Below are 20,790 nucleotides of genomic sequence, written 5' to 3'. Positions count from 1 at the left end.
GTATCAATATGAATTATCTAGGAGGCAAATCATGAAACAAATCAAACGTCTTTTTCAAATCGACCCATGGAAAATCAAAACGAATCAACTAAACAAAAATGAACTACGTCTACAAGAGTCCCTTACTAGTATCGGAAATGGTTACATGGGTATGCGTGGCAACTTTGAAGAAAGCTATTCTGGCGACCATCACCAAGGAACATATCTTGCAGGGGTTTGGTATCCGGACAAAACGCGAGTTGGTTGGTGGAAAAACGGCTACCCAGAATATTTCGGTAAAGTAATCAACGCCGTGAATTTTATCGCAATGGATTTACTGATTGATGACCAATCAATCGATTTAGCGACACACCAGCCAGAAGATTTTTATCTAGAATTGGATATGAAGAACGGGCTACTATCACGCCAATTTACGATCACTACTGACACAAATAAAGTACGCTTTTCTTTCGAACGTTTTCTAAGTATATCTAAAAAAGAAGCTGCGTTTATTCACTTGACTGTTGAAATGCTTGAAGGCACAGGTACAATCAAGCTTCGTTCAAAATTAGACGGAGATGTTCAAAATGAAGACAGTAATTATGAAGAACATTTTTGGTTGCCAATAGCAGTCGGTTCAAAAGAAACGATTGGCTATTTAACTACCGAAACAATCCCTAATAACTTTGGAATTGAGACTTTCACTGTAACTTCTGCCATGCGTCATTTAATTGATGGTGAGCTAGCTTTACCAACATATGAAGAAACTGAATTGACTTTATCAGCAACATTCACCAAAACATTACAAGCTGGCGAATCGTTCACTATTGATAAAGAAGTCATTGTTTTAACCAGTCGCGATGTCGAAAAAGAAAAACAAGTTCAACGAGCAATCGAGATGCTTACTCAGCTTGATCAAACCTATGCACAAGAAAAATCAGATCAAACAGCAGCATGGGCAAAACGTTGGGAACTGGCTGACGTTGTCATCAAAGGTGATGATGAAGCACAGCAAGGAATCCGTTTCAATCTTTTCCAACTATTTTCAACTTATTATGGAGAAGATCAACGATTGAACATCGGACCAAAAGGATTTACTGGCGAAAAATATGGTGGTGCAACTTATTGGGACACTGAAGCTTACGCTGTACCACTTTATTTAGCTTTAGCTAAACCAGAAGTAACAAAAAACCTTTTGAAATATCGTCACAACCAATTGCCACAAGCTATTCACAACGCGCAACAGCAAGGATTAAAAGGCGCACTTTATCCAATGGTTACCTTCACAGGTGTCGAATGCCACAATGAGTGGGAAATCACTTTCGAAGAAATCCATCGAAATGGCGCGATTGCTTATGCTATTTATAACTATACAAATTATACTGGCGATCAAGAATACTTGAAAAAAGAGGGCTTAGAAGTCTTAGCTGAAATCGCACGTTTTTGGGCAGATCGCGTTCACTTCTCAAAACGACAAAATAAATACATGATTCATGGAGTTACTGGACCAAACGAATATGAAAACAACATCAATAACAACTGGTACACGAACACGATTGCTGCTTGGGTCTTACGTTACACAGCTGAAAAGTATTCTGAGTTCAAAAAAGAAGCGACTGCAACGATTTCTGACGAAGAGTTAGCGAAATGGACAGAAATTGCCACAAACATGTACTTCCCGACAGATCAAGAGTTAGGAATTTTTGTACAACACGATACTTTCTTAGACAAGGATCTACAACCAGTAACAGCCCTTTCTCCAAATGACTTACCTTTGAATCAACATTGGTCTTGGGATAAAATTTTACGTTCTTGCTTCATCAAGCAGGCAGATGTTTTACAAGGAATCTATTTCTTCAATGATCAATTCACAACTGAAGAGAAACGTCGTAATTTTGATTTTTATGAGCCAATGACCGTTCATGAGTCATCTCTTTCTCCAAGCATCCATGCCATTTTGGCTGCAGAATTGGGGATGGAAGATAAAGCAGTTGAAATGTACCAACGTACTGCACGTTTAGATCTAGATAATTATAATAATGATACCGAAGACGGGCTTCACATTACTTCAATGACCGGCAGTTGGTTAGCGATCGTTCAAGGTTTTGCGCAAATGAAAACAGACCACGAAACATTAAGTTTTGCACCATTTTTGCCTAAAACTTGGGAAGCCTATTCTTTCCATATCAATTATCGGAATCGTTTGATCTCTGTTGTTGTTGATAACAATCAAGTCACTTTCACTTTACTAGAAGGTGAACCGTTAACTTTCGTTGTCTATAACAAAACCTATGAATTAGCAAATACACTATCTCTATCACTTAGAAAGGAAGATGAAAATGTTTAAGGGCGTTTTATTTGACCTAGACGGTGTTATTACTGATACAGCTGAGTATCACTACCACGCTTGGAAAAAACTTGGTGAAGAAATCGGTATTTCAATTGATCGCTCATTCAACGAGCAGTTAAAAGGTGTTAGCCGTGAAGACTCTTTATCTTTAATGCTACGTTATGGAAATAAAGAGAACGATTTTACAGCTGAAGAATTTGCTGAGCTGGCTCAAAGAAAAAACGATTATTACTTGGAAATGATTCAAGCAATTACGCCCAAAGACGTTTATCCGGGAATTTTAGAACTACTAACAGACTTGAAAACAGCGAAGATTAAAATCGCTCTTGCTTCAGCAAGTAAAAACGGGCCTTTCTTACTTCAAAAAATGAACTTAACTTCTTATTTCGACGCAATCGCAGATCCTGAGAAAATTGCTCATGGTAAGCCAGCACCAGATATTTTTTTGCTGGCTGCTAAAGAAGTAGGCTTAACAACAAAAGAATGTCTTGGTATTGAAGATGCGCGAGCTGGAATCCAAGCAATTGCGGCGAGTGGCGCTCAACCCGTGGGCGTTGGTCAAAAGAAAGACCTGGGTGAAAATATTCCAATCGTTTCTGACACAACCGAATTAACACTAGCTTACCTTAAAGAAGTGTGGCGAGAACATGAATAAACCGAACATCCGCGTTACACCAATTACTCACAATTTAAAAAAAATCACTTTGAAGAACGACTTTTTAACAGTCGTTCTTCTCAATTATGGCGCTCGTCTTCATCAAATATTTGCACCTGACAAAGAAGGAAACGTTGAAAACATCTTGTTAAGTTATGATAATTACGAAGATGTTTTAGCTGATAAAAGTTTTTTTGGTGCAACTGTCGGCCCTGTCGCGGGGAGAATCCGCGACGGCAAATGGAAAAATCACCAACTTGAAAAAAACAATAGCACACATCACATTCACGGCGGAACAAATGGCTGGTCTTTTCAATATTGGGACATCGAAATTTTTGAAGAACCTGATGCAATCGGCGTGGTCTTTTATTTAAAAGATACTTTTTCTGGTTATCCAGGCCCAATAAAAGCTACCGTAACGTATCGTTTACAAAATAATCAGCTTGAAATGACCACGAAAACAACCAGTAACGTGACCACCATTACTAATCCAACCAACCATGCTTATTTCAATCTTTCAGGTAATGGACAAAGAGATATTTTAACGCATTCTTTGACGCTAAACACCTTAGGAATGTTGGAGTTAGATTCTGACAAATTACCCACAGGAAATTTACTCGAAGAAAGCGACTTATGTATAAACTTCAAGAAAACAAATTCGCTAAAACAAATTCTCGATGCTTACCCAGTTGGTTTGGATGATGTTTTTTTATTACGTTATCCTAAAGTAACTAAACCTTCACTTCTTATAGAAGAAAAGCAATCAGGTAGACAGATGGCTGTAGCAACTTCTAACAAAAGTGTGGTATTATTTTCTACGACTGGTTTTCATGCTGATTTTAAATTGAATGGTCAGAAAATGCATTCAAACTACGGATTAGCTATTGAACCACAGGAAGTACCCGACATCGTTCACTTTCCAGAATGGGGATCTATTACACTACATCCTGGTCAAGAACGCGTTACCCAAACAATTTATCAATTTATGACTACCTCATAGTTACAAGAAAGGCGTGGCAAAATAATGGCTATCACTGTAAAAGATGTCGCAAAAAAAGCAGGCGTTGCTACTTCAACCGTTTCGCGTGTAATCAACGATCACCCAAGCATCTCGGAAACAACCAAGAAAAAAGTCCGTAAAGTGATGGATGACCTTGGCTATGTTCCAAACATGACTGCCAGAAATCTCGGAAAGCGGACATCCAATGCCGTTGGTGTTATTTTGCCCCCACTGGATTCTAAAGAAAGACTTGGCAATCCGTTCTATCTTGAAATTATGGAAGCAATTAATGACGAAGCTCGGCTTTATGACATGACAACAGCGATTGCAACAGCTAAAAATTTTGAGCTTTTGCTCGAGAACGTCAAACGCATGCACCTCCAAAAGCAAGTTGATGGCTTCATTCTCGTTTATTCAGATAGCGCTGATCCAGTGATTGAGTATTTATACGAGAACCAGATTCCGTTTACCTTGATTGGACAACCTTATCAACATGAAAATAATATTGTTTATGTCGATAACGACAATCAACTACTTGGAAAACAAGCAACCGAATTTTTAATCCAAAATGGGCATAAAAATATCTTATTTGTCACAAATACTACGCATGAAAGTTTATACTTTGAGCGGTATTTTGGTTACCAAAAAGCGCTGATGCTTAATCAATTCCCCACTTTCCCTAGCGTCGTCTTGGAAAAGCCAGAAGACTATCTGACTTTTAATGATACGTTAGCGAAAACAAACGCGACTGCCTTGGTTGTCATTGATGATATTTTTGCACTGCGTACCATGCAGCTTGCAGAAATGTATGGCTACTCTATTCCTGATGATTTGTCAGTAGTGAGCTTTAATAATTCGATTTTTTCAACATTAACGCACCCTTACCTAACAAGTATTGATATCGATATTTCAGAATTAGGTAGAATGGCTATGCAGAAGCTAAGAGAGATCATCCATGATGAATTAAGCAGTGGCGTTCGCATGGTAATCCCTCATAAATTAATTAAACGAGAAACAGTCATTCCATTGGCTGAATAACCAAATAATTGAACAAAATAAAAAGCGTTAGGACGTCCATCCTAACGCTTTTTGAGACTGCGACAAAACTACCAGCCGTTCTTAACACCTTTTTCAATTTAAAGAACGCCTAAAATTAACGTTTTCAAAAACAAATTTTAGGCTTTTTCTATTTGGACTCCTTTTTCCTCAGCCCCCTTTTTTTCTGTTCAATAACAGTTGATTTCTTTTAGTTAGACGATTAACGCAAGAAACTTTATACTGTTAGATAGAACGATTGTGAAAATCAAGGAGTGTTTACATGGAAAACGAAGAAAAAAGAGAAAAAATTATTGGGCACATCGGGCGTGTTGCATCGGTTCTTTCTGTGATGATGTACGTTTCCTATATCCCACAAATCATGGATAATCTAGCTGGTTCAAAGGGAAATCCTATCCAACCTCTAGTAGCAATGGTCAACTGTATTATTTGGACCATTTACGGTACGTTCAAAAAAGAAAAGGACTGGCCTATCATCGTTGCCAATGTTCCAGGAATCTTTCTAGGTGCTATCACTTTCTTTACTTCACTATAACAAAGAAATGATTCAGTTCTTATTTAGCTATCTGTTCAACAAAAATAATCGGCATCCAGGACAATACATGTCCTAAATGCCGATTATTTTTATTTTTTCAATTTAATTCTCTTATTCAAAAGAAACCCAATTGCTATTGTAAATATTGGTGCAAACAACGGAAAATAAGCAAACGGTAGGTACTGTAACGCACTAACTTTCATCGTGCCCATAATAAACGTACCGCTAACTCCCCATGGAACTAAAGAATTGACCGCAGCACCCGCATCAGCTAACGTGCGTGTCAAATAGGTCTTACGTAAACCAGTTTGCTCAAACGACTCTTTAAAGGTCTCTCCCGGTAAAATAATCGATAGATATTGTTCACCGACAATCAAATTAATCCCGATGCTGCTTAACGCTGTGAAGCCAATCAAACGTGAAGGTCGATCCATTTTCTCGCGCAGCGTTTGAACGATCGTCCCAACGATTTCATACTTGATTAGCAATCCACCTAATGCCAAAGCTAACAAAATCAAACTGGCAGAACCAAGCATACTCATAATTCCTCCTCGAGAAAGCAATGTATTCAACTTTTCATCTGAGGTTTGAGCAAGATAACCATTCATCAAGATATCTGCGACTTTTTGAATCGTTATTTTTTGATGGATAAACGCCAAGACAACTGCTGCCGAAGAACCAACTAATAAAGTTGGAATAGCTGGAATTTTTTTAATTGCACCACCAAATAAAATAACTAGTGGAATCAACGTCCAAGGAGAGATCCAAAAACTCGCCTGCATCTTATCAATCATTCCAGTAATATTTGATAAATCTGCCGAATGGCTATTTTGACCTAACAATGTATACAAGATCAAGGACACAATAAACGCTGGCAAATCCGTATAGCGCATCGCTGCAATGTGGTCAAATAGATTTACCCCACCAATTCCTGCCGCTAAATTTGTCGTATCAGATAGTGGTGAACAGTTGTTTCCAAGGAATGCCCCAGAGACCACAGCCCCTGTTGTCATTGCGTCAGAAAATCCTAACAAATGACCAATCCCCAAGAAAGCAATTCCGATAGTTGAAATCGTCGTAAACGAACTTCCTACTGTAATCCCCACAATTGTACAAACCAAAAACGCCGTAGGTAAAAAGAAACGGATAGAAATCAATTGGAAGCCATAAACCATAATTGTTGGGATTGTCCCTGCTAAAATCCATGAGGCAACTAACACACCAATCAACAAAAAAATCAAAATTGGAATGATTCCCGGTGTGATTCCTTGCACGATTCCTGCATGGATGTCATCCCAAGAAAAGCCTCTGATTTTACCATAAAATAACAAACCCATAAAAACGATTAAGATGGGAATATGTGGTGTCAAATGAAACCCAATAATCAAAACGCCTAATATTGCTAATAGTACCACCAACACAGCGATACTTTCTTTTATCGAACTTTTTTTATTCACTTGTTCTCACTTCTCCATTATTTTTTCATGAAAAAAGTCCCACCTCGAAAATATTATTCTCTTGGTAGGACAATCTGGATTAGTGACTATGTGTCACTTGATCAGAGTATTCATCTAAATTTTCTTCTAAACTTGCTTCAACTGCAGTATTCCAAGAATCTTTCTTGAAATGATTGATGATCAATGGGATTACAAACATAACAACTGCGATAGCTGTTACAAGTAATGCATCCCCCATTGTTGCTGTTCCTAATGTAGCAAAAACAACGACAACGATTGAGAAAATCAACATACAACTAACAACCCAAGCAAAGAAGTTTCCTGACTTACCAATACGATAAGGTCGGTTCAATTCTGGATGTTTTTTTCTCATTTCAAGTAAAGAAATAGCAATCAACACATAAACAATACAATAAATAACTGTAGTTGCGTTTGTTAATGTCAAGAAAACAGCACTAACATCATCCATTACACCATAAAGAAGTGCAAATAATGAAATAACAATAGATTGTGTTAACACGACATTTTTAGAAACACCATATTTGTTTTCTTTGTGGAAACCAAATTTTGGTGGTAAAAAGCCTTCTCTGGCCACTTGGATGATTGTTTTTGATGGTCCAGTAACCCAAGCAGATAATTGTAACAACACACCAATAAAGACCATGAAGCTAAAAATATTTCCGATTACTTCTGGTAAACCTAAAATTTGGCAATCAATCAAGATTGGTTGTGTGATGTTTGCCAACTCCATTTTTCCATTTGGAACAACGTTAGCAACTAACATCGCATTGATGACATTCAATAAAACTAAACCAATCAAGGCAATGAATACACCTTTCGTATAGTTTTTCGTTGCATCTTTTAAGCGAGGCATATAAACCGAGCTCATTTCAATCCCTACAAAAATAAAAGTGATACCAGCTAGATATTTTAATGATTCCACGTGTTCTAAGTCTGGGAAAGCTTTTGACCAAGAAAATGCACCTAGATAGCCGTTTGAAACCAAACCAACTTTAAATGCTGCCAATAAACCAAGCACAAACATAATGACAACGGGAATATATACACCTAACCAAACACCGATATTTCCGCCGACTTTTGCCATATCAAATTTTAAATTCAATAAAGTAATAACCCAATAAATAACTAGAATACAAGCTAATACGAACCAATGATTATTTCCTAGTTCAACATTCCCAAACGTATTTCCAAGCAATGGGCCTAATGTTGAAGCAACCATTACCATACCAGGGAACATTTGAACCCATAGCAACCAAGCAACGACAAATCCCCATTTACTACCCAAAGCTGTTTTTACCCATAACTGTGGGCCGCCTTCTTGAGGAAGCATCGTTGAAAGTTCACCAGAAACCATTGAGATCGGACCAGCAAAGAATAAAACTGCAAAAATCGAATAAAAAATTAACGTCCAACCTACTGCTGCCAAAGTCGGAATACTTCGGACTGTAGCACACAATGCCATTGTCAGACCAATAAAGGTTCCAAGACCCATCTTACTTACTTTAGATTCACTCACGGTTGACACTCTCCTTGATTTGTTGGATAAAATAGTGTCTTTGAAGCAATCTAAGTTTGGCAATAAACAAAAGTAATTCCATCGATTCAAAGTTCGGTTTCATGCTTCAGCCTATCGCTTAAACGACAATGCTCCAAAGACGACCTCAAAACTAAGAAATGGAGAAGTGAAGTCTGGGCAATCATTCCCAGACTTCTCCTACCTTCACGAAATAAACGGGTACTCCATCTCGATTAACTTATTTTGCTTCGCTTGCCAATAATTGGTCTGCGTAGATTTTTTCCAATTTTTCTTGAAGAGCAGCTTTAATTTTTTCAGCATATTCTTCAAAGTTTTCTGCTTTATTCATATATGGTGTCATTACACTTGCGCGTAAAACTGTTACTTTTCCAGCACGGTTCCATTCTTCATCTGAGAAGCCTAGTTGGTTCACAAATTGTAATGGGCTGTTACCGTAATCAGGAATAGCAAAATCAGTATGTGAAGTTAAGAACTCATTTCCATAGATGCTACCTTTCACATATGAAGAGTAGTCATACACGTCATGGTTTAATTTATTCATAGAAACTAGATCATCATTTCCTTTTTCTTTGAACACATAATCAACCATGTTGAAATCTGGATAAGTTAATGGATGAACTTCGATTTCTTTATCGCCAACTTTAAATGACAAGTTGTTTAGGAAATTGAAGAAACGATGTGCCCCTTCAATTGATGCACCCATTAATTTTCCGTAACCAGTTACGTTTAAAGGTAATACATGGTGAGCAGCCCAAACACTAGCAGCAGTTGCCCCAGCTTTTGAACCTTCAAGAATGTACGCACCAAGTAAAGCAGGAATATCTGCTCCTTTTTCAAATACGTAAGTAGCAAAGTAAGAAATAACGTCTCTCATGCGGATATCTTTAATAACGATTCCACCAGCTGAATAAGGTACATAACCCATTTTATGTGGGTCAATTGTTACAGATTCAGCTTCAGAAATTGCTTCATATGCATGATGAACTTCTTCTAAAAGATAATTTTTGTTTTCAGTAAAGACATGATGTTTCGCATGAACATCTTTTAATTCTTCAAAAGGAATAAAGTTGTTGTCTTCGTCTAAGAAAATTGCGCGACCATATCCACCGTAAGCAGCATCTACGTGCAAGTAGAAGTAAATTCCTTCTTTTTCTAAGACACGACGCAAAGCAACGATTTTATCAATGCTATCAATTGCGCCTTCTTCAGTTGAACCAACAACTCCGACTACACCTAAGATTGGTGTTTTTTCAGCAGCTAATTCACGAACGATTTTTTCTAATTCGTTAATATCCATGCGATAGTTATGATCCACTGGTACTGGAATAACTTGGTCTAACCCAACACCGATGATATCGGCTGCTTTTAGCCATGAATAGTGTTTTGTTTGTGGCACTAACCATTTACCTAATTTTGTTAAATGTTTACCACTACGTGCTGAATGAGCTTTGATATCATCAATTTTTTCTGGAACACTATCTAACAGATTCATGATTTCTTCTGTTGACATGTTCATTAATTCCCAATCGCTCTTACCAGCAACTAATTCAGGTGTTACTTCTTGCATCGCAAGAGGTAAAGATTTGATATTACGAGCATACCAAAGACCTTCTAAGTTTGCTAAAGAACCATCGGCAACAATGTGTCCCCAGCCATCTTCATAGCTCATTAATTTTGCAAATTCATGTCCTACTTCTTCTTCCATTTGACTTGTTGCTGGAGAAGATTCGTAGGCAACGTTATTACCATTCCATAACATTGCGAAATTGTACGCTAGTAAAGATGGCATTAATGTTTCAGAGTTCATGTGTCCCCAATAACGTCCGGCATTGTGCCAAGGAACAGAATGGGTACGCATACGTGCTGAAATTTCTGATAAAACGTCTTTCGTTTTATTTACAGTGTGCTCGAAACTAGCACTACTTTTTTCTTCCGGCGTAATAATAGGCATGTCTTGAGGCATGTAGTTTTGACGCCATCCTAAATGTTCATCAACTAACTCATTTAACAAAGCTTTATAGATTTGGCCGTTCTCCGCTTTGTCACCAATGAATAGTGCATTCAGGTTTAGATCATTTGACAATGATTCACTCATGTGAAACCCTCCTAAAAAAATATTTAAATTTTGTCGAGCCCTACATTACACCTGTTCTTTAATTCTGTAAACTAAAAATAAGTCGATTTTATAATCATTTTCTAATAATATGTAATTGAACGAATTGTATGTGATTTTAAAAAAATTTAAAAAAAGGAGGGAATTTACAAAAGTAAATTCCCTCTTAAAGATTGTATTAACGACAACCGTCGTTCCCTTTTAGGATGGGTTTCAAAAGTTTGAATCTTGTAATAGAGCTTACCTTTTTCAAGGCAAAAAATTACTAAATTCTAATCAACTACTTTGGCCAAAAAGTAATTTTTCTTACCTTTTCGAATAACCACAAACTTACCATCGAATTCATCTGATGGATTTACGACAAAATTTAAATCGGTAATACGGTCACCGTTAATACTAATAGCTCCGTTTGAAACATCTTCGCGTGCTTGACGTTTTGATGGTTCAATTTTTGTTGAAACAAGTAGTTCCACGATATTTTCAGGTGTGCTTGAAATGTCAACGTTTGGCATTTTACCAAAGCCTTGCGCGATTTCTTCAGCATTTAGTTCTTTAATGTTTCCAGAGAACAAAGCTGCTGTTATTTTTTGCGCTTCTTCCAAGTCTTCTTTACTATGAACAAAAGCAGTTACTTCTTCTGCTAAACGTCTTTGTGCTTCACGTTTTTCAGGTTCCGTTTCAACTTTTTTAGCTAAATCATCGATTTCTTCTTCTGTTAAGAATGTGAAGAATTTCAAGTATTTCACAACGTCACGATCATCTTGGTTTAACCAGAATTGGTAGAATTCAAATGGTGATGTTTTCTTAGGATCTAGCCAGATTGCTCCACCAGCTGTTTTCCCGAATTTTGTTCCGTCTGCTTTTAGCATCAATGGAATTGTTAGTCCAAAGGCTTCTGCATCAGGACCTTCTAGTTTACGGATTAAGTCTAAACCAGCAGTGATATTTCCCCATTGGTCAGCGCCACCGATTTGTAATTGCACATCAAATGTTTTGTGTAAGTGCAAGAAATCAATTGATTGAAGGATTTGGTAAGTGAATTCAGTAAATGAAATCCCTACTTCTAAACGACTTGCAACGATATCTTTTGCCAACATTGTGTTAATGTTGAAGTTTTTACCGTAGTCTCTCAAAAATTCTAGTAAAGAAATGTTTGATAACCAGTCGTAGTTATTTACAAATGTGATGTTTGCATCTGCGCCAAATAATTTACCCATTTGTGCTGAAAGTGCATCAACATTGTGTTGTACTTGTTCCATTGTTTGTAAAACACGTTCTGTTTGTCGTCCGCTTGGATCACCAATTGTTCCTGTTCCGCCACCAATAAGAATATATGGATGATGGCCTGCCAATTGAAATCTTTTCATCATCATAAAGGGAATCAAATGTCCGATATGCATAGAATCGCCTGTCGGATCAACGCCACAATAAAGTGAAATACTCTTCTCTTCAACGAGTTCGCGAAGTCTTTCTTCGTTTGTTTGTTGATTAATGGCATCACGCCAAGTTAATTCATCAATAATATTCATTATATTGACCTCCGTATAGTTTTTTATGAAAGCAGGAACCTGCTAGCATTCGTAAAATTAGTAAAACTTTTTTGAGTGAACAAAAAAAGTCCCTTGACTAATAACTAGTCAAGGGACGAAAATTCGCGGTACCACCCAAATTATATGTTCTTCAAGAACATATCTCTCAAACATTTAACGCTGTCGCGTGACAAAAACTGTCAAAGACTCCTGAAATGTAATTCGTTTTAAGGCTTGTACTAGTTCGCAGCAACCACTAGCTTTCTGAAACATCGACCTTAATCACTACTTCGTTTCGTTCTTCGTCTTGTTATCTATTAACATGTGTCTATCATAGAGCCCGTTTTTTTCTTTGTCAACACAAAACAAATATTTTTTTATTAAATAACAAAAAATATTAATAATTATGATGAGTAAAATCACATTCGAGCAGTTTTTTGAATAATTTTATAACATATCATTTTTTTCGTCAGAATTGATGATAAAAATAGCTGATTTTCTCATAAATCAGCGTATCACTTTCACTTCTTTCCTGTCTTCGTTACAATAAAAGAAACAAAGTTATTCTATTATTTGAGTAAAAGTGTAAAGGTAGGGGTATAAGTTAATGGAACAAAAACAAAAAAAGATTCTTGGAGTCACTGCTGGTATAACAGTGCTAATTTCAATCTTCAGCCTATTTTTGATTATTCATGCAACTTCTAATGAAAAGTCAGCTTCTTCAACCACGGCTGAACAATCAACCGAAAGCCAACCAGCAGCTGTCAATTCCGATGATAAAAAACTGAGTGAAGCACAACAACTAGTCAAAAGTTATCACTATGATGAAGCGATCAAGCAACTAGCTGACGCTCATTCCGATGAAGCGAAGGCGTTCCTTCAAACCATCAAAAAAGAAAAAGAACAATTAGTCAAATGGGATGACCCAACAAAAATTTCTCATTTGTTTTTCCATAGCTTGATTGTTGATCCAGCTAAAGCATTCCAGTCACAACAAGCACAAGGCTATAAGGAATATATGGTCACAATTCCTGAGTTCAACAAAACGATTGAACAGCTTTATAAAAATAATTATGTTTTAGTAAATTTACCCGACTTAGTTACGATTGATGATCAAGGAAATGTTTCCTTTGTAGGTGTTTCTTTGCCTAAAGACAAAAAGCCACTCGTCCTTTCAGAAGATGATGTCAGCTACTATGAATACATGAAAGATTCAGGTTTTCCTGACAAATTGGTCATTGATAAGGACAAAGTGAAAAATGTGTATGTTAATAATAAAAAAGAACAAATCGGTGATTTTGATATGGTTCCCTTAATCGATACATTTGTTGAAGAACATCCTGATTTTTCTTATCAAGGAGCTAAGGGAACACTCGCATTAACTGGCTACAATGGTGTGCTTGGTTATCGAACATCAAAATCAGAATATGGAGATAACGAGAAAACAAATACAGAAATCAAAAAAGCGAAAAAAGTTGCTGAACAATTGAAAAAAGATGGCTGGACGTTCGCTTCTCATACTTGGGGGCATCTGAATATGACGAATGCTTCCCTAGAAGATGTGAAACGCGACAATGAACTTTGGCAAAACGAAGTCGCTCCAATCTTAGGAAAAACAACCATGTTGATTTATCCTTTTGGCGCAGATATCAGCGATTGGCACGACTATACAGCTGAAAATCAAAAATTTGATTACTTAAAATCACAAGGTTTTTCAATTTTCTGTAATGTCGATGCCTCTACTCCTTCTTGGGGACAATTAGGTGCAAACTATTACCGACAAGCACGGATCAATATTGACGGCATTCGCTTTGAATCTGAACTTTCGGGTCAAAATAATGTCTTAGAGCAGTTCATCAACGTGCCTTCTGTTGTTGATAAACAAGCTCGTGGGTTAAGCTAATAGAAGCATTCATCCAAAGAGAGTCAGAAAAAAGAAACATCAAGAAATAAATTTTTTCAAAGTAACAACTTTTTCTCACTCTGTCACAAATAAGAGTGTGGGACAAAACTAGATAGCCAGTCGTTCTCAACAAATTTCCACAAAAAAAAGCCTAAAATCAACGTTTTCAAAAACGAATTTTAGGCTTTTTTCTATTTAGGCTACTTTTATCCCAGCCTCTACGAATAAATGGTGTTCCCAAAGCAGCTTCTTCGGCTATAAGTCTTTTTTTCACAAAAATACGAGAAACTATTTCTAGAAAAAATCCTTATTGCTTGAAGCTATTTACTTTGAGCCACACCCTTTTTTTATTTTGCTTCTACTTTTCCGATTACTTCATTTCCATGAACAGAAGTCACCGTGTCTACTATGACTGTTTCAATTGCTTCTCCGTTTGTGAAAACAACAATCATATCGGTTTTTTTCTCATTCACTGCTAACATGGCTAGATCCACTTCTGCAATCAATTGTCCGCGCGCAATGTGCTGACCTTCCTCAACATAGATCGTAAACGGTTCTCCTTTTAAGTCAACCGTGTTGATTCCCATATGAAGCAACACTTCGATACCACTATCCGTCTTGATACCAACAGCATGTTTCGTTGGGAAAATACTTGCAATCGTTCCAGAAACCGGTGCAAAAATTTCTCCTGAAGTTGGGATAACCGCAAAGCCATCTCCCATCATTTTTTCAGAAAAAACCGCATCTGCAACTTCACTAATTGGAATCAATTTCCCATTTGCTACAGCGTACAGCTCATTTGTTTTTGCAACTTCCTTATCAACTGGTGTTTCATCCTCAAATGATTGTTTTGGTACGTTCATCCTCTTAGCTGGTGCTGATTGTCCATGTAGTTTACCCATTTCATCAGCAACAAATTGTACCTCAGTTCCAACAATAACTTGAATATTTGTGTCATCAATTACTTTAACTCCCGGAACACCGGTTGCTTTGATTTTTTCTTGATTCACTTGATTAGTATCTTTTACTTGTAAACGTAAGCGGGTGGTACAATTATCAATTACTCGAACATTGTCACTACCACCAAGTGCTGTATAAATTTCAGTTGCTAGGTGTGAAAACTTGTCTTCTCCGGTGGCAACTTCTGGTGTTTCCTCTCCAGTTCCCACTTCTCTTCCCGGAGTCATCAAATTGAACTTTTGAATAGCAAATCGGAACCCAAAATAATAAATAACTGCAAACGCAGCACCTTGAACAAGCAACATCAAAGGTTGATTTGCGACTGGGTTTTTCAATGACAAAAAATAGTCAACAAAACCTGCACTGAAGGCAAAGCCTGCCGTCCAATGGAAAAAGGCACTAACTGCCAATGAGATTCCCGTAAAAATAGCATGCAAAACATACAACGGCCAAGCAACAAACATAAATGAAAATTCTAATGGTTCCGTTACGCCAGTAAAAAATGAAGCAAAGCCTGCTGCAAGCATCAGGGAAGCCGTTTGTTTTTTCTTTTCAGGACGAGCACTTTGATAAATAGCTAACGCTCCAGCTGGTAAGCCAAACATCATCACAGGGAAAAATCCTGCTTGATACATCCCCGTTTGTCCAACAATTGCTTTGCCAGTATCCAACGCTTGTTGTCCGGCCAAGAAGTTTCCAATGTCATTAATTCCAGCTACATCAAACCAAAAAACCGAATTCAACGCATGGTGTAATCCAGTAGGAATCAATAAACGGTTAAACAAACCATATACGCCGGCGCCAATGAATCCTAAACCAGAAATCCCTTTACCAAATGCAACTAACACATCATATACACTAGGCCAAATGAATAATAAAATAGCCGAAACTACCAACATTCCTAATGCTGACATAATTGGAACCAACCGTTTCCCACTGAAAAATGATAAAGCCATTGGTAACTTGACTTGACTAAAACGATTGTACATTTCAGCAGCCACTAAACCAGCTACGATTCCCACAAAAACATTGTTATCCATACTATTGAATGCTGGATTGACGTCAGCAAGATTGGTTAAGCCCAACAATCCTTGAACAGAAAGCGGAGCTAAAACAGTTTGTGGAACTAAATAAGCAACTAAACCAGCTAAAGCAGCCGAGCCATCCTTATCTTTAGACATTCCTAACGCTAACCCAACAGCAAATAATAGAGCCAAATGATTTAAAATAGCTAAACCAGCATTCATCAAAAAAGTTGTTCCCGCGTTACTGATCCCCATTCCTACGATCCAATTCGCAATCCCAACTAAAAGTGATGCCGCTGGCAAAACTGCAACGGGTAGCATTAGCGAGCGACCCATCCTTTGCATATATGCTTTCATTCTCTTCCTCCCAAAAAAACAGACCATTTATTTCTCTGATCTAGTCTAAATTATTATTGATTTTCATTCTCGGAAAGTTTTCATGAAAAATAAAAAATCAACAAAAGAAAGTATACCACTTCAAATAAAAAAAAGCATGAAAATTTCACCAAACAAGAAAGATGCTCCTCATCCAGCTATTTTCATACTTAAAAATAAACTTATATTCGATTGTAAAAATAAAAACGCGCAAAACCAATCTATACCAATTTCAATTGTTAGGCGAGATTCCTTTTAATAATAACTCTGTCCACTCCGCTGTGTAAGGTAATAATTTACTATAAATAGCAGGTTTAGAAATCCCTTCGATCATTGCTTGAAAGTACAGCAACAAAAATTCATCTGAGTATTTCAAGTCCACTTTTCCTTCTTTTCGTCCACGATGAAAAAGGTCTAGCATCATGTTTAAACTCTCTTTCGTATATTCGTCCATCATTTCTGAAAATTGTTGGTTATTTCTTTTCGTATAATAAGCCATTAAATCAAGATAAAATTGTTGATCTACTCGTTTTAAGTAATCGATCTTATTTTCACTAATCTTGATTAAAGTTTCTTCAAACGAAAGATTTTGTTCCATAATTCGTTTTGCTGAATCTTTTAACTCATCCATAAACTCAAAGAATACTTGATAAATTAACGCTTCTTTGTTTCCAAAGTACTTAAAAACTGTTGCTTTACTAACAGATGTCCTAGCAATTACTTCATCAATCGTTAAACCTGCCAACCCATTTTCAGAGTTGATTATATCGAATGTTGCTTCAACAATTTGTTTCTTTTTTTCTTCTGTTCTTTTTTCAAAACCATTCATTCTACCAACCTCTTTTTTAAACTTTACTATCAGAAATAGTTCATTTTTACAATTAAAGGTATTATACACCCGAAAAATTAAACCAACAATAGTATTTTAGTTTTATTTGCGCAATGATTTTTATTGACAGTGAAAAATAAAAGGAATATCATCAGTGACAAGATTCACTACAGTTAACCAAACATGAATCTGTAGTTGAATGTGAAAGGAGTGACTTGGGGATGTCAGAAGTTGTTAAGGTACAGCATTTACAAAAAAAGTTTGGAAAATTCGAAGCACTAAAAGACGTGTCTTTTTCTGTGAACGCTGGTGAAGTTGTTGGTTTTATCGGCCCAAACGGGGCAGGAAAATCAACAACTATCAAAACATTGTTAGGAATCATTCGTAAAGATGGCGGACAAGCTGAAATTTTCGGCAAAGATGTATTTAAAGAGAGTCTTGTCATTCACGAACGTCTCTCGTATGTTCCAGGAGATGTTGCTTTATGGGGAAGTTTGACTGGTGGCGAAATCATTGACTTGTTTATGAAATTACATGGAAATGGGAACAAAGAAAAACGTGATGAGTTGATTAAACGTTTTGAATTAGATCCTAAGAAAAAAGCCAAAAATTATTCAAAGGGGAACCGCCAAAAAGTTGGATTGATTGCTGCATTATCAGTAGATTCTGATTTGTATCTGTTTGACGAACCAACTTCAGGTCTTGATCCGTTAATGGAAGCAGTATTTCAAGAAGAGGTCGAAAAAATCAAACGTGCTGGGAAAGCAATCTTGCTTTCTTCACACATTCTCAGTGAAGTGGAACGCTTGGCAGATAAGATTGTTATTATCCGGCAAGGAACAGTTGTCGAAGAAGGTTCGTTAGCCGAATTAAGACACTTGACTCGCTCAACAATCACTATTGAAACACAAGGCGATGTCGCAACTCTTGCAAGTTTGTCTGGTGTTCACGACTTTGTTCAAAAAGAAAATCAAGCACATTTTTCTGCGGATACTGAACAACTCAATGAAATTTTACTTGCCGCTACAAAATTAGGAGTGAAGAAGTTTGAGTCTGTCCCACCAACACTCGAAGACTTATTTATGCGTCATTATGAAAATTAAGTCACAGGGAGGTTTTTTATTATGAACGAACGTTTTTCACGTTGGTCTGTTCTTTTCTTGCAGTACCTCAAGCGTGATTGGAAAAAAATAAGTTTTTGGGTCATTGGTTTGGGTTTATTTTCTGGTGCTTATGTTCCAGCCTTCGAAGAGATTGCAAAAGGAAATGGTCTAACAGGAATGTATGAAACGATGCAAAACCCTGCGATGATTTCAATGGTCGGACCTTCACCTGTCCATTCAGCAGCTGACTATACACTAGGTGCGATGTACGCAAACGAAATGTTACTTTTCTGTGGGTTATTTGCAGCTGTGCTATCCATTTTACACGTGGTCGGCCATACAAGAAAAGAAGAAGATCTTGGCTTAGCAGAATTGATTCGTTCCTTCAGAGTTGGTCGACAAGCCAATTCATTTGCTGTTTTAGCTGAAACTTTGTTAATCAATTTGTTACTAGCAGGACTCACTGGTGGAATTATGATTGCCTTTCAAGCTTCTTCTATAACAGTGGAAGGATCCTTGCTGTTTGGTTTTTCCGTGGGAGCTGCTGGTTTTTTAGGTGGTGTGATTGCTTTATTCTTTGCTCAACTCATGCCGGTTTCTTCAAGCGCAACTGGCACATCACTTTCACTATTAGGTCTGATGTACTTAATGAGAGCCTGGACTGACGTTAGCAAAAGTGATTTGTCCATGCTTAATCCTTTAGGTTGGACCTATTTAACGTATCCTTTTACTAAAAATAACTGGATTCCACTCCTTTACCTCCTTTTGTTTAGTATAGTAATCAGCGTTGGTGCGGGTTTATTAGAAGAACATCGTGATTTGAATTCTGGTTATTTTCCAGAAAGTGAGGGACCTGCAAGAGCCAAACGCTCGTTATTATCCGTTCCCGGTCTGTTTTTCCGTCTAAATCGAGGAGTCATTATCAGTTGGCTCGTAGCTTTTACTGTCATGGGTGCTGCTTATGGTTCGATTTATGGCGATATGCAAGATTTTTTAGAAAGTAATGAGTTAATGAAACAAATGTTTATGCAATCAGGTTCCTCTATAGAAGAATCGTTTACTAGCACGATTATGATGGTCTTAATTTGCCTTTCGGCCATTTTGCCAATTGCGTTAACGAATAAATTATTCTCAGAAGAAACTCGCGGGCACCTGGATCAATTGTTTTCAACTAAGACTTCTCGTAATACATTTTATTGGACTACAATTATTTTGGCTGTGATTGCCGGCGTGTTAGCAACTTTGTTGAGCGCGGGCTCTCTCGGGGTAACAGCATTGTCAGTGATGACTGCCACATCACCAATGACACTAGCTACTTTTTTAACAGCTGGGTTTAATCTTTTTCCGACAATTTTGTTTTTCATTGGGTTAGCTGGATTGTTCTTAGGTTGGGCACCCAAACTCGGCAAAATTAGTTACATTTATTTAGGTTATTCGTTCATGCTGAATTACTTCGGCGGAATTTTAAATTTGCCTGATTGGTTTGCCAAAACGGCCATCCAAAGTTGGTTTCCTAAGATGCCAGTGGAAACATTTGATTTTTCAACGTTTAGCACAATAATGGTCATTAGTATAGGTATGATTTGCTTAGGTGCCCTTGGCTATCGTCAAAGAGATTTGATTGTCGATTAAAAAGAGGATGAATCCAAACCATCAGTTTGGATTCATCCTCTCTTTGACATTCTAATAATAGTTACAGTTCTTCTAATCCCTCGATGTCAGTCAGTTCAATGACTCGACCTTTTCGTTGAATTAGTTGTTGTTTTTCCAACAACTTGAATTTTCTGGATAATGTTTCAGGGGTAGTTCCCAAAAAAGCAGCTAGCTCTTTCATTTTCATTGGGAGGTTTAATTGAACATTTTCTTCTACTTGAAACAGGTCAAGCAAATACGTGGCTAAGCGTTCTTCCACTTTTTCCATCATCAAAAATTGTGTTTGTTGCTCAATCTTCGCCATTTTTTCTGCATTAATTTCTAACAACTTTAAGCTTAATTCTGGATAATGAAGTAACAAATTTGAAAAATCTCGTTGTCTTAACAAGCAAATTTCTGTGGGCTCCAATGCTTCAGCAAATAAGGAGTCATTAGGAACACCAAACAATTGGCTTTCTCCCTCATAACTTCCTGGCAAAGAAACACGCAACAACTGTTCCTTTCCACTAGAAGAAAGCTGGTACACTTTCAACTTTCCTTGAGCGACAATCACTAATTGAGCCTCGTCAGCTGGTGAAAAGATTTGTTCACCTTTCTTAAACTTTCGGTGGCTCACTAATTCATGGATTTTTTGTTGTTCTGCTTCTGCCAGATGATTGAATAATGGTACGACTGAGACACACAAATGTTGATGTTCCACGTAACTCCCT

General features: G+C 37.2%; 15 protein-coding genes and 1 other annotated feature. Of the genes, 8 read left to right on the top strand and 7 right to left on the bottom strand.

The window, feature by feature from the left end:
* The first annotated feature begins 31 nt into the window (after positions 1–31).
* The 5 genes from IGJ93_RS01650 to IGJ93_RS01630 all read left to right on the top strand — a co-directional run bounded on the left by IGJ93_RS01650 (position 32) and on the right by IGJ93_RS01630 (position 5,575).
* Positions 32–2,326, top strand: a complete 2,295-nt coding sequence (locus tag IGJ93_RS01650) for a glycoside hydrolase family 65 protein (protein WP_067481437.1) — start codon at positions 32–34, stop codon at positions 2,324–2,326.
* Positions 2,319–2,984 (top strand): beta-phosphoglucomutase, encoded by a 666-nt coding sequence (gene pgmB / locus IGJ93_RS01645; RefSeq protein WP_067481439.1) that lies wholly within the window; start codon positions 2,319–2,321, stop codon positions 2,982–2,984. Before IGJ93_RS01650 ends, pgmB begins: the two co-directional genes overlap by 8 nt.
* Positions 2,977–3,984 (top strand): aldose epimerase family protein, encoded by a 1,008-nt coding sequence (locus tag IGJ93_RS01640; protein ID WP_071868612.1) that lies wholly within the window; start codon positions 2,977–2,979, stop codon positions 3,982–3,984. Before pgmB ends, IGJ93_RS01640 begins: the two co-directional genes overlap by 8 nt.
* 24 nt (positions 3,985–4,008) lie before the next feature.
* Positions 4,009–5,022 (top strand): LacI family DNA-binding transcriptional regulator, encoded by a 1,014-nt coding sequence (locus IGJ93_RS01635; RefSeq protein WP_071868611.1) that lies wholly within the window; start codon positions 4,009–4,011, stop codon positions 5,020–5,022.
* Between the two features lie 280 nt (positions 5,023–5,302).
* Positions 5,303–5,575, top strand: a complete 273-nt coding sequence (locus IGJ93_RS01630; protein ID WP_067481446.1) for a SemiSWEET family transporter — start codon at positions 5,303–5,305, stop codon at positions 5,573–5,575.
* 89 nt (positions 5,576–5,664) lie between these two features.
* On the opposite strand, the gene nhaC is transcribed toward IGJ93_RS01630, so the two are convergent.
* The 4 genes from nhaC to tyrS all read right to left on the bottom strand — a co-directional run bounded on the left by nhaC (position 5,665) and on the right by tyrS (position 12,232).
* A complete protein-coding gene (gene nhaC / locus IGJ93_RS01625) occupies positions 5,665–7,032 on the bottom strand; it encodes a Na+/H+ antiporter NhaC (protein ID WP_067481448.1) in 1,368 nt (455 codons plus the stop codon).
* A 79-nt stretch (positions 7,033–7,111) separates the two neighbouring features.
* Positions 7,112–8,545: a tyrosine-tyramine antiporter gene (tyrP, locus tag IGJ93_RS01620; RefSeq protein ID WP_370629925.1), complete on the bottom strand. Its 1,434-nt coding sequence runs from the start codon at positions 8,543–8,545 to the stop codon at positions 7,112–7,114.
* Between the two features lie 262 nt (positions 8,546–8,807).
* A complete protein-coding gene (gene tdc / locus IGJ93_RS01615) occupies positions 8,808–10,685 on the bottom strand; it encodes a tyrosine decarboxylase (protein WP_067481452.1) in 1,878 nt (625 codons plus the stop codon).
* Positions 10,686–10,975: 290 nt separating this feature from the next.
* A complete protein-coding gene (tyrS, locus tag IGJ93_RS01610; protein ID WP_311801913.1) occupies positions 10,976–12,232 on the bottom strand; it encodes a tyrosine--tRNA ligase in 1,257 nt (418 codons plus the stop codon).
* Positions 12,233–12,340: 108 nt separating this feature from the next.
* Positions 12,341–12,544: a binding site (T-box leader), on the bottom strand.
* A 295-nt stretch (positions 12,545–12,839) separates the two neighbouring features.
* Between tyrS and IGJ93_RS01605 the strand changes: the two genes are divergently transcribed.
* The gene (locus IGJ93_RS01605) at positions 12,840–14,135 is read left to right on the top strand and encodes a polysaccharide deacetylase family protein (RefSeq protein WP_067481456.1); all 1,296 of its coding nucleotides are present in this window, start codon (positions 12,840–12,842) and stop codon (positions 14,133–14,135) included.
* Between the two features lie 347 nt (positions 14,136–14,482).
* Here the strand turns inward: IGJ93_RS01605 and nagE are convergent, their stop codons facing one another.
* On the bottom strand, positions 14,483–16,477 hold the full coding sequence (gene nagE / locus IGJ93_RS01600; protein ID WP_071868610.1) for an N-acetylglucosamine-specific PTS transporter subunit IIBC: 1,995 nt from the start codon (positions 16,475–16,477) through the stop codon (positions 14,483–14,485).
* A gap of 250 nt (positions 16,478–16,727) precedes the next feature.
* Entirely contained in the window at positions 16,728–17,324 is a 597-nt protein-coding gene (locus IGJ93_RS01595) for a TetR/AcrR family transcriptional regulator (RefSeq protein WP_086270569.1), read from the bottom strand.
* Between the two features lie 221 nt (positions 17,325–17,545).
* Here IGJ93_RS01595 and IGJ93_RS01590 point away from each other — a divergent pair, with 221 nt between their 5' ends.
* Together IGJ93_RS01590 and IGJ93_RS01585 are read left to right on the top strand one after the other, a co-directional pair.
* Positions 17,546–18,427 carry an ABC transporter ATP-binding protein gene (locus IGJ93_RS01590; RefSeq protein WP_067481464.1) on the top strand — a complete coding sequence of 294 codons (882 nt, stop codon included), beginning with the start codon at positions 17,546–17,548 and terminating at the stop codon, positions 18,425–18,427.
* Between the two features lie 21 nt (positions 18,428–18,448).
* Complete coding sequence (locus tag IGJ93_RS01585) at positions 18,449–20,059, top strand: ABC transporter permease (RefSeq protein ID WP_071868609.1); 1,611 nt, start codon at positions 18,449–18,451, stop codon at positions 20,057–20,059.
* 61 nt (positions 20,060–20,120) lie between these two features.
* Here the strand turns inward: IGJ93_RS01585 and IGJ93_RS01580 are convergent, their stop codons facing one another.
* Positions 20,121–20,780, bottom strand: a complete 660-nt coding sequence (locus IGJ93_RS01580) for a Crp/Fnr family transcriptional regulator (RefSeq protein ID WP_067481468.1) — start codon at positions 20,778–20,780, stop codon at positions 20,121–20,123.
* Positions 20,781–20,790: the final 10 nt, after the last annotated feature.

This window comes from Enterococcus sp. DIV0174 (assembly GCF_050529065.1).
Lineage (GTDB): Bacteria > Bacillota > Bacilli > Lactobacillales > Enterococcaceae > Enterococcus_B > Enterococcus_B thailandicus.
Note: the sequence above shows the minus strand (reverse complement) of the source record. Positions and strands in the feature narration are given on the sequence as shown.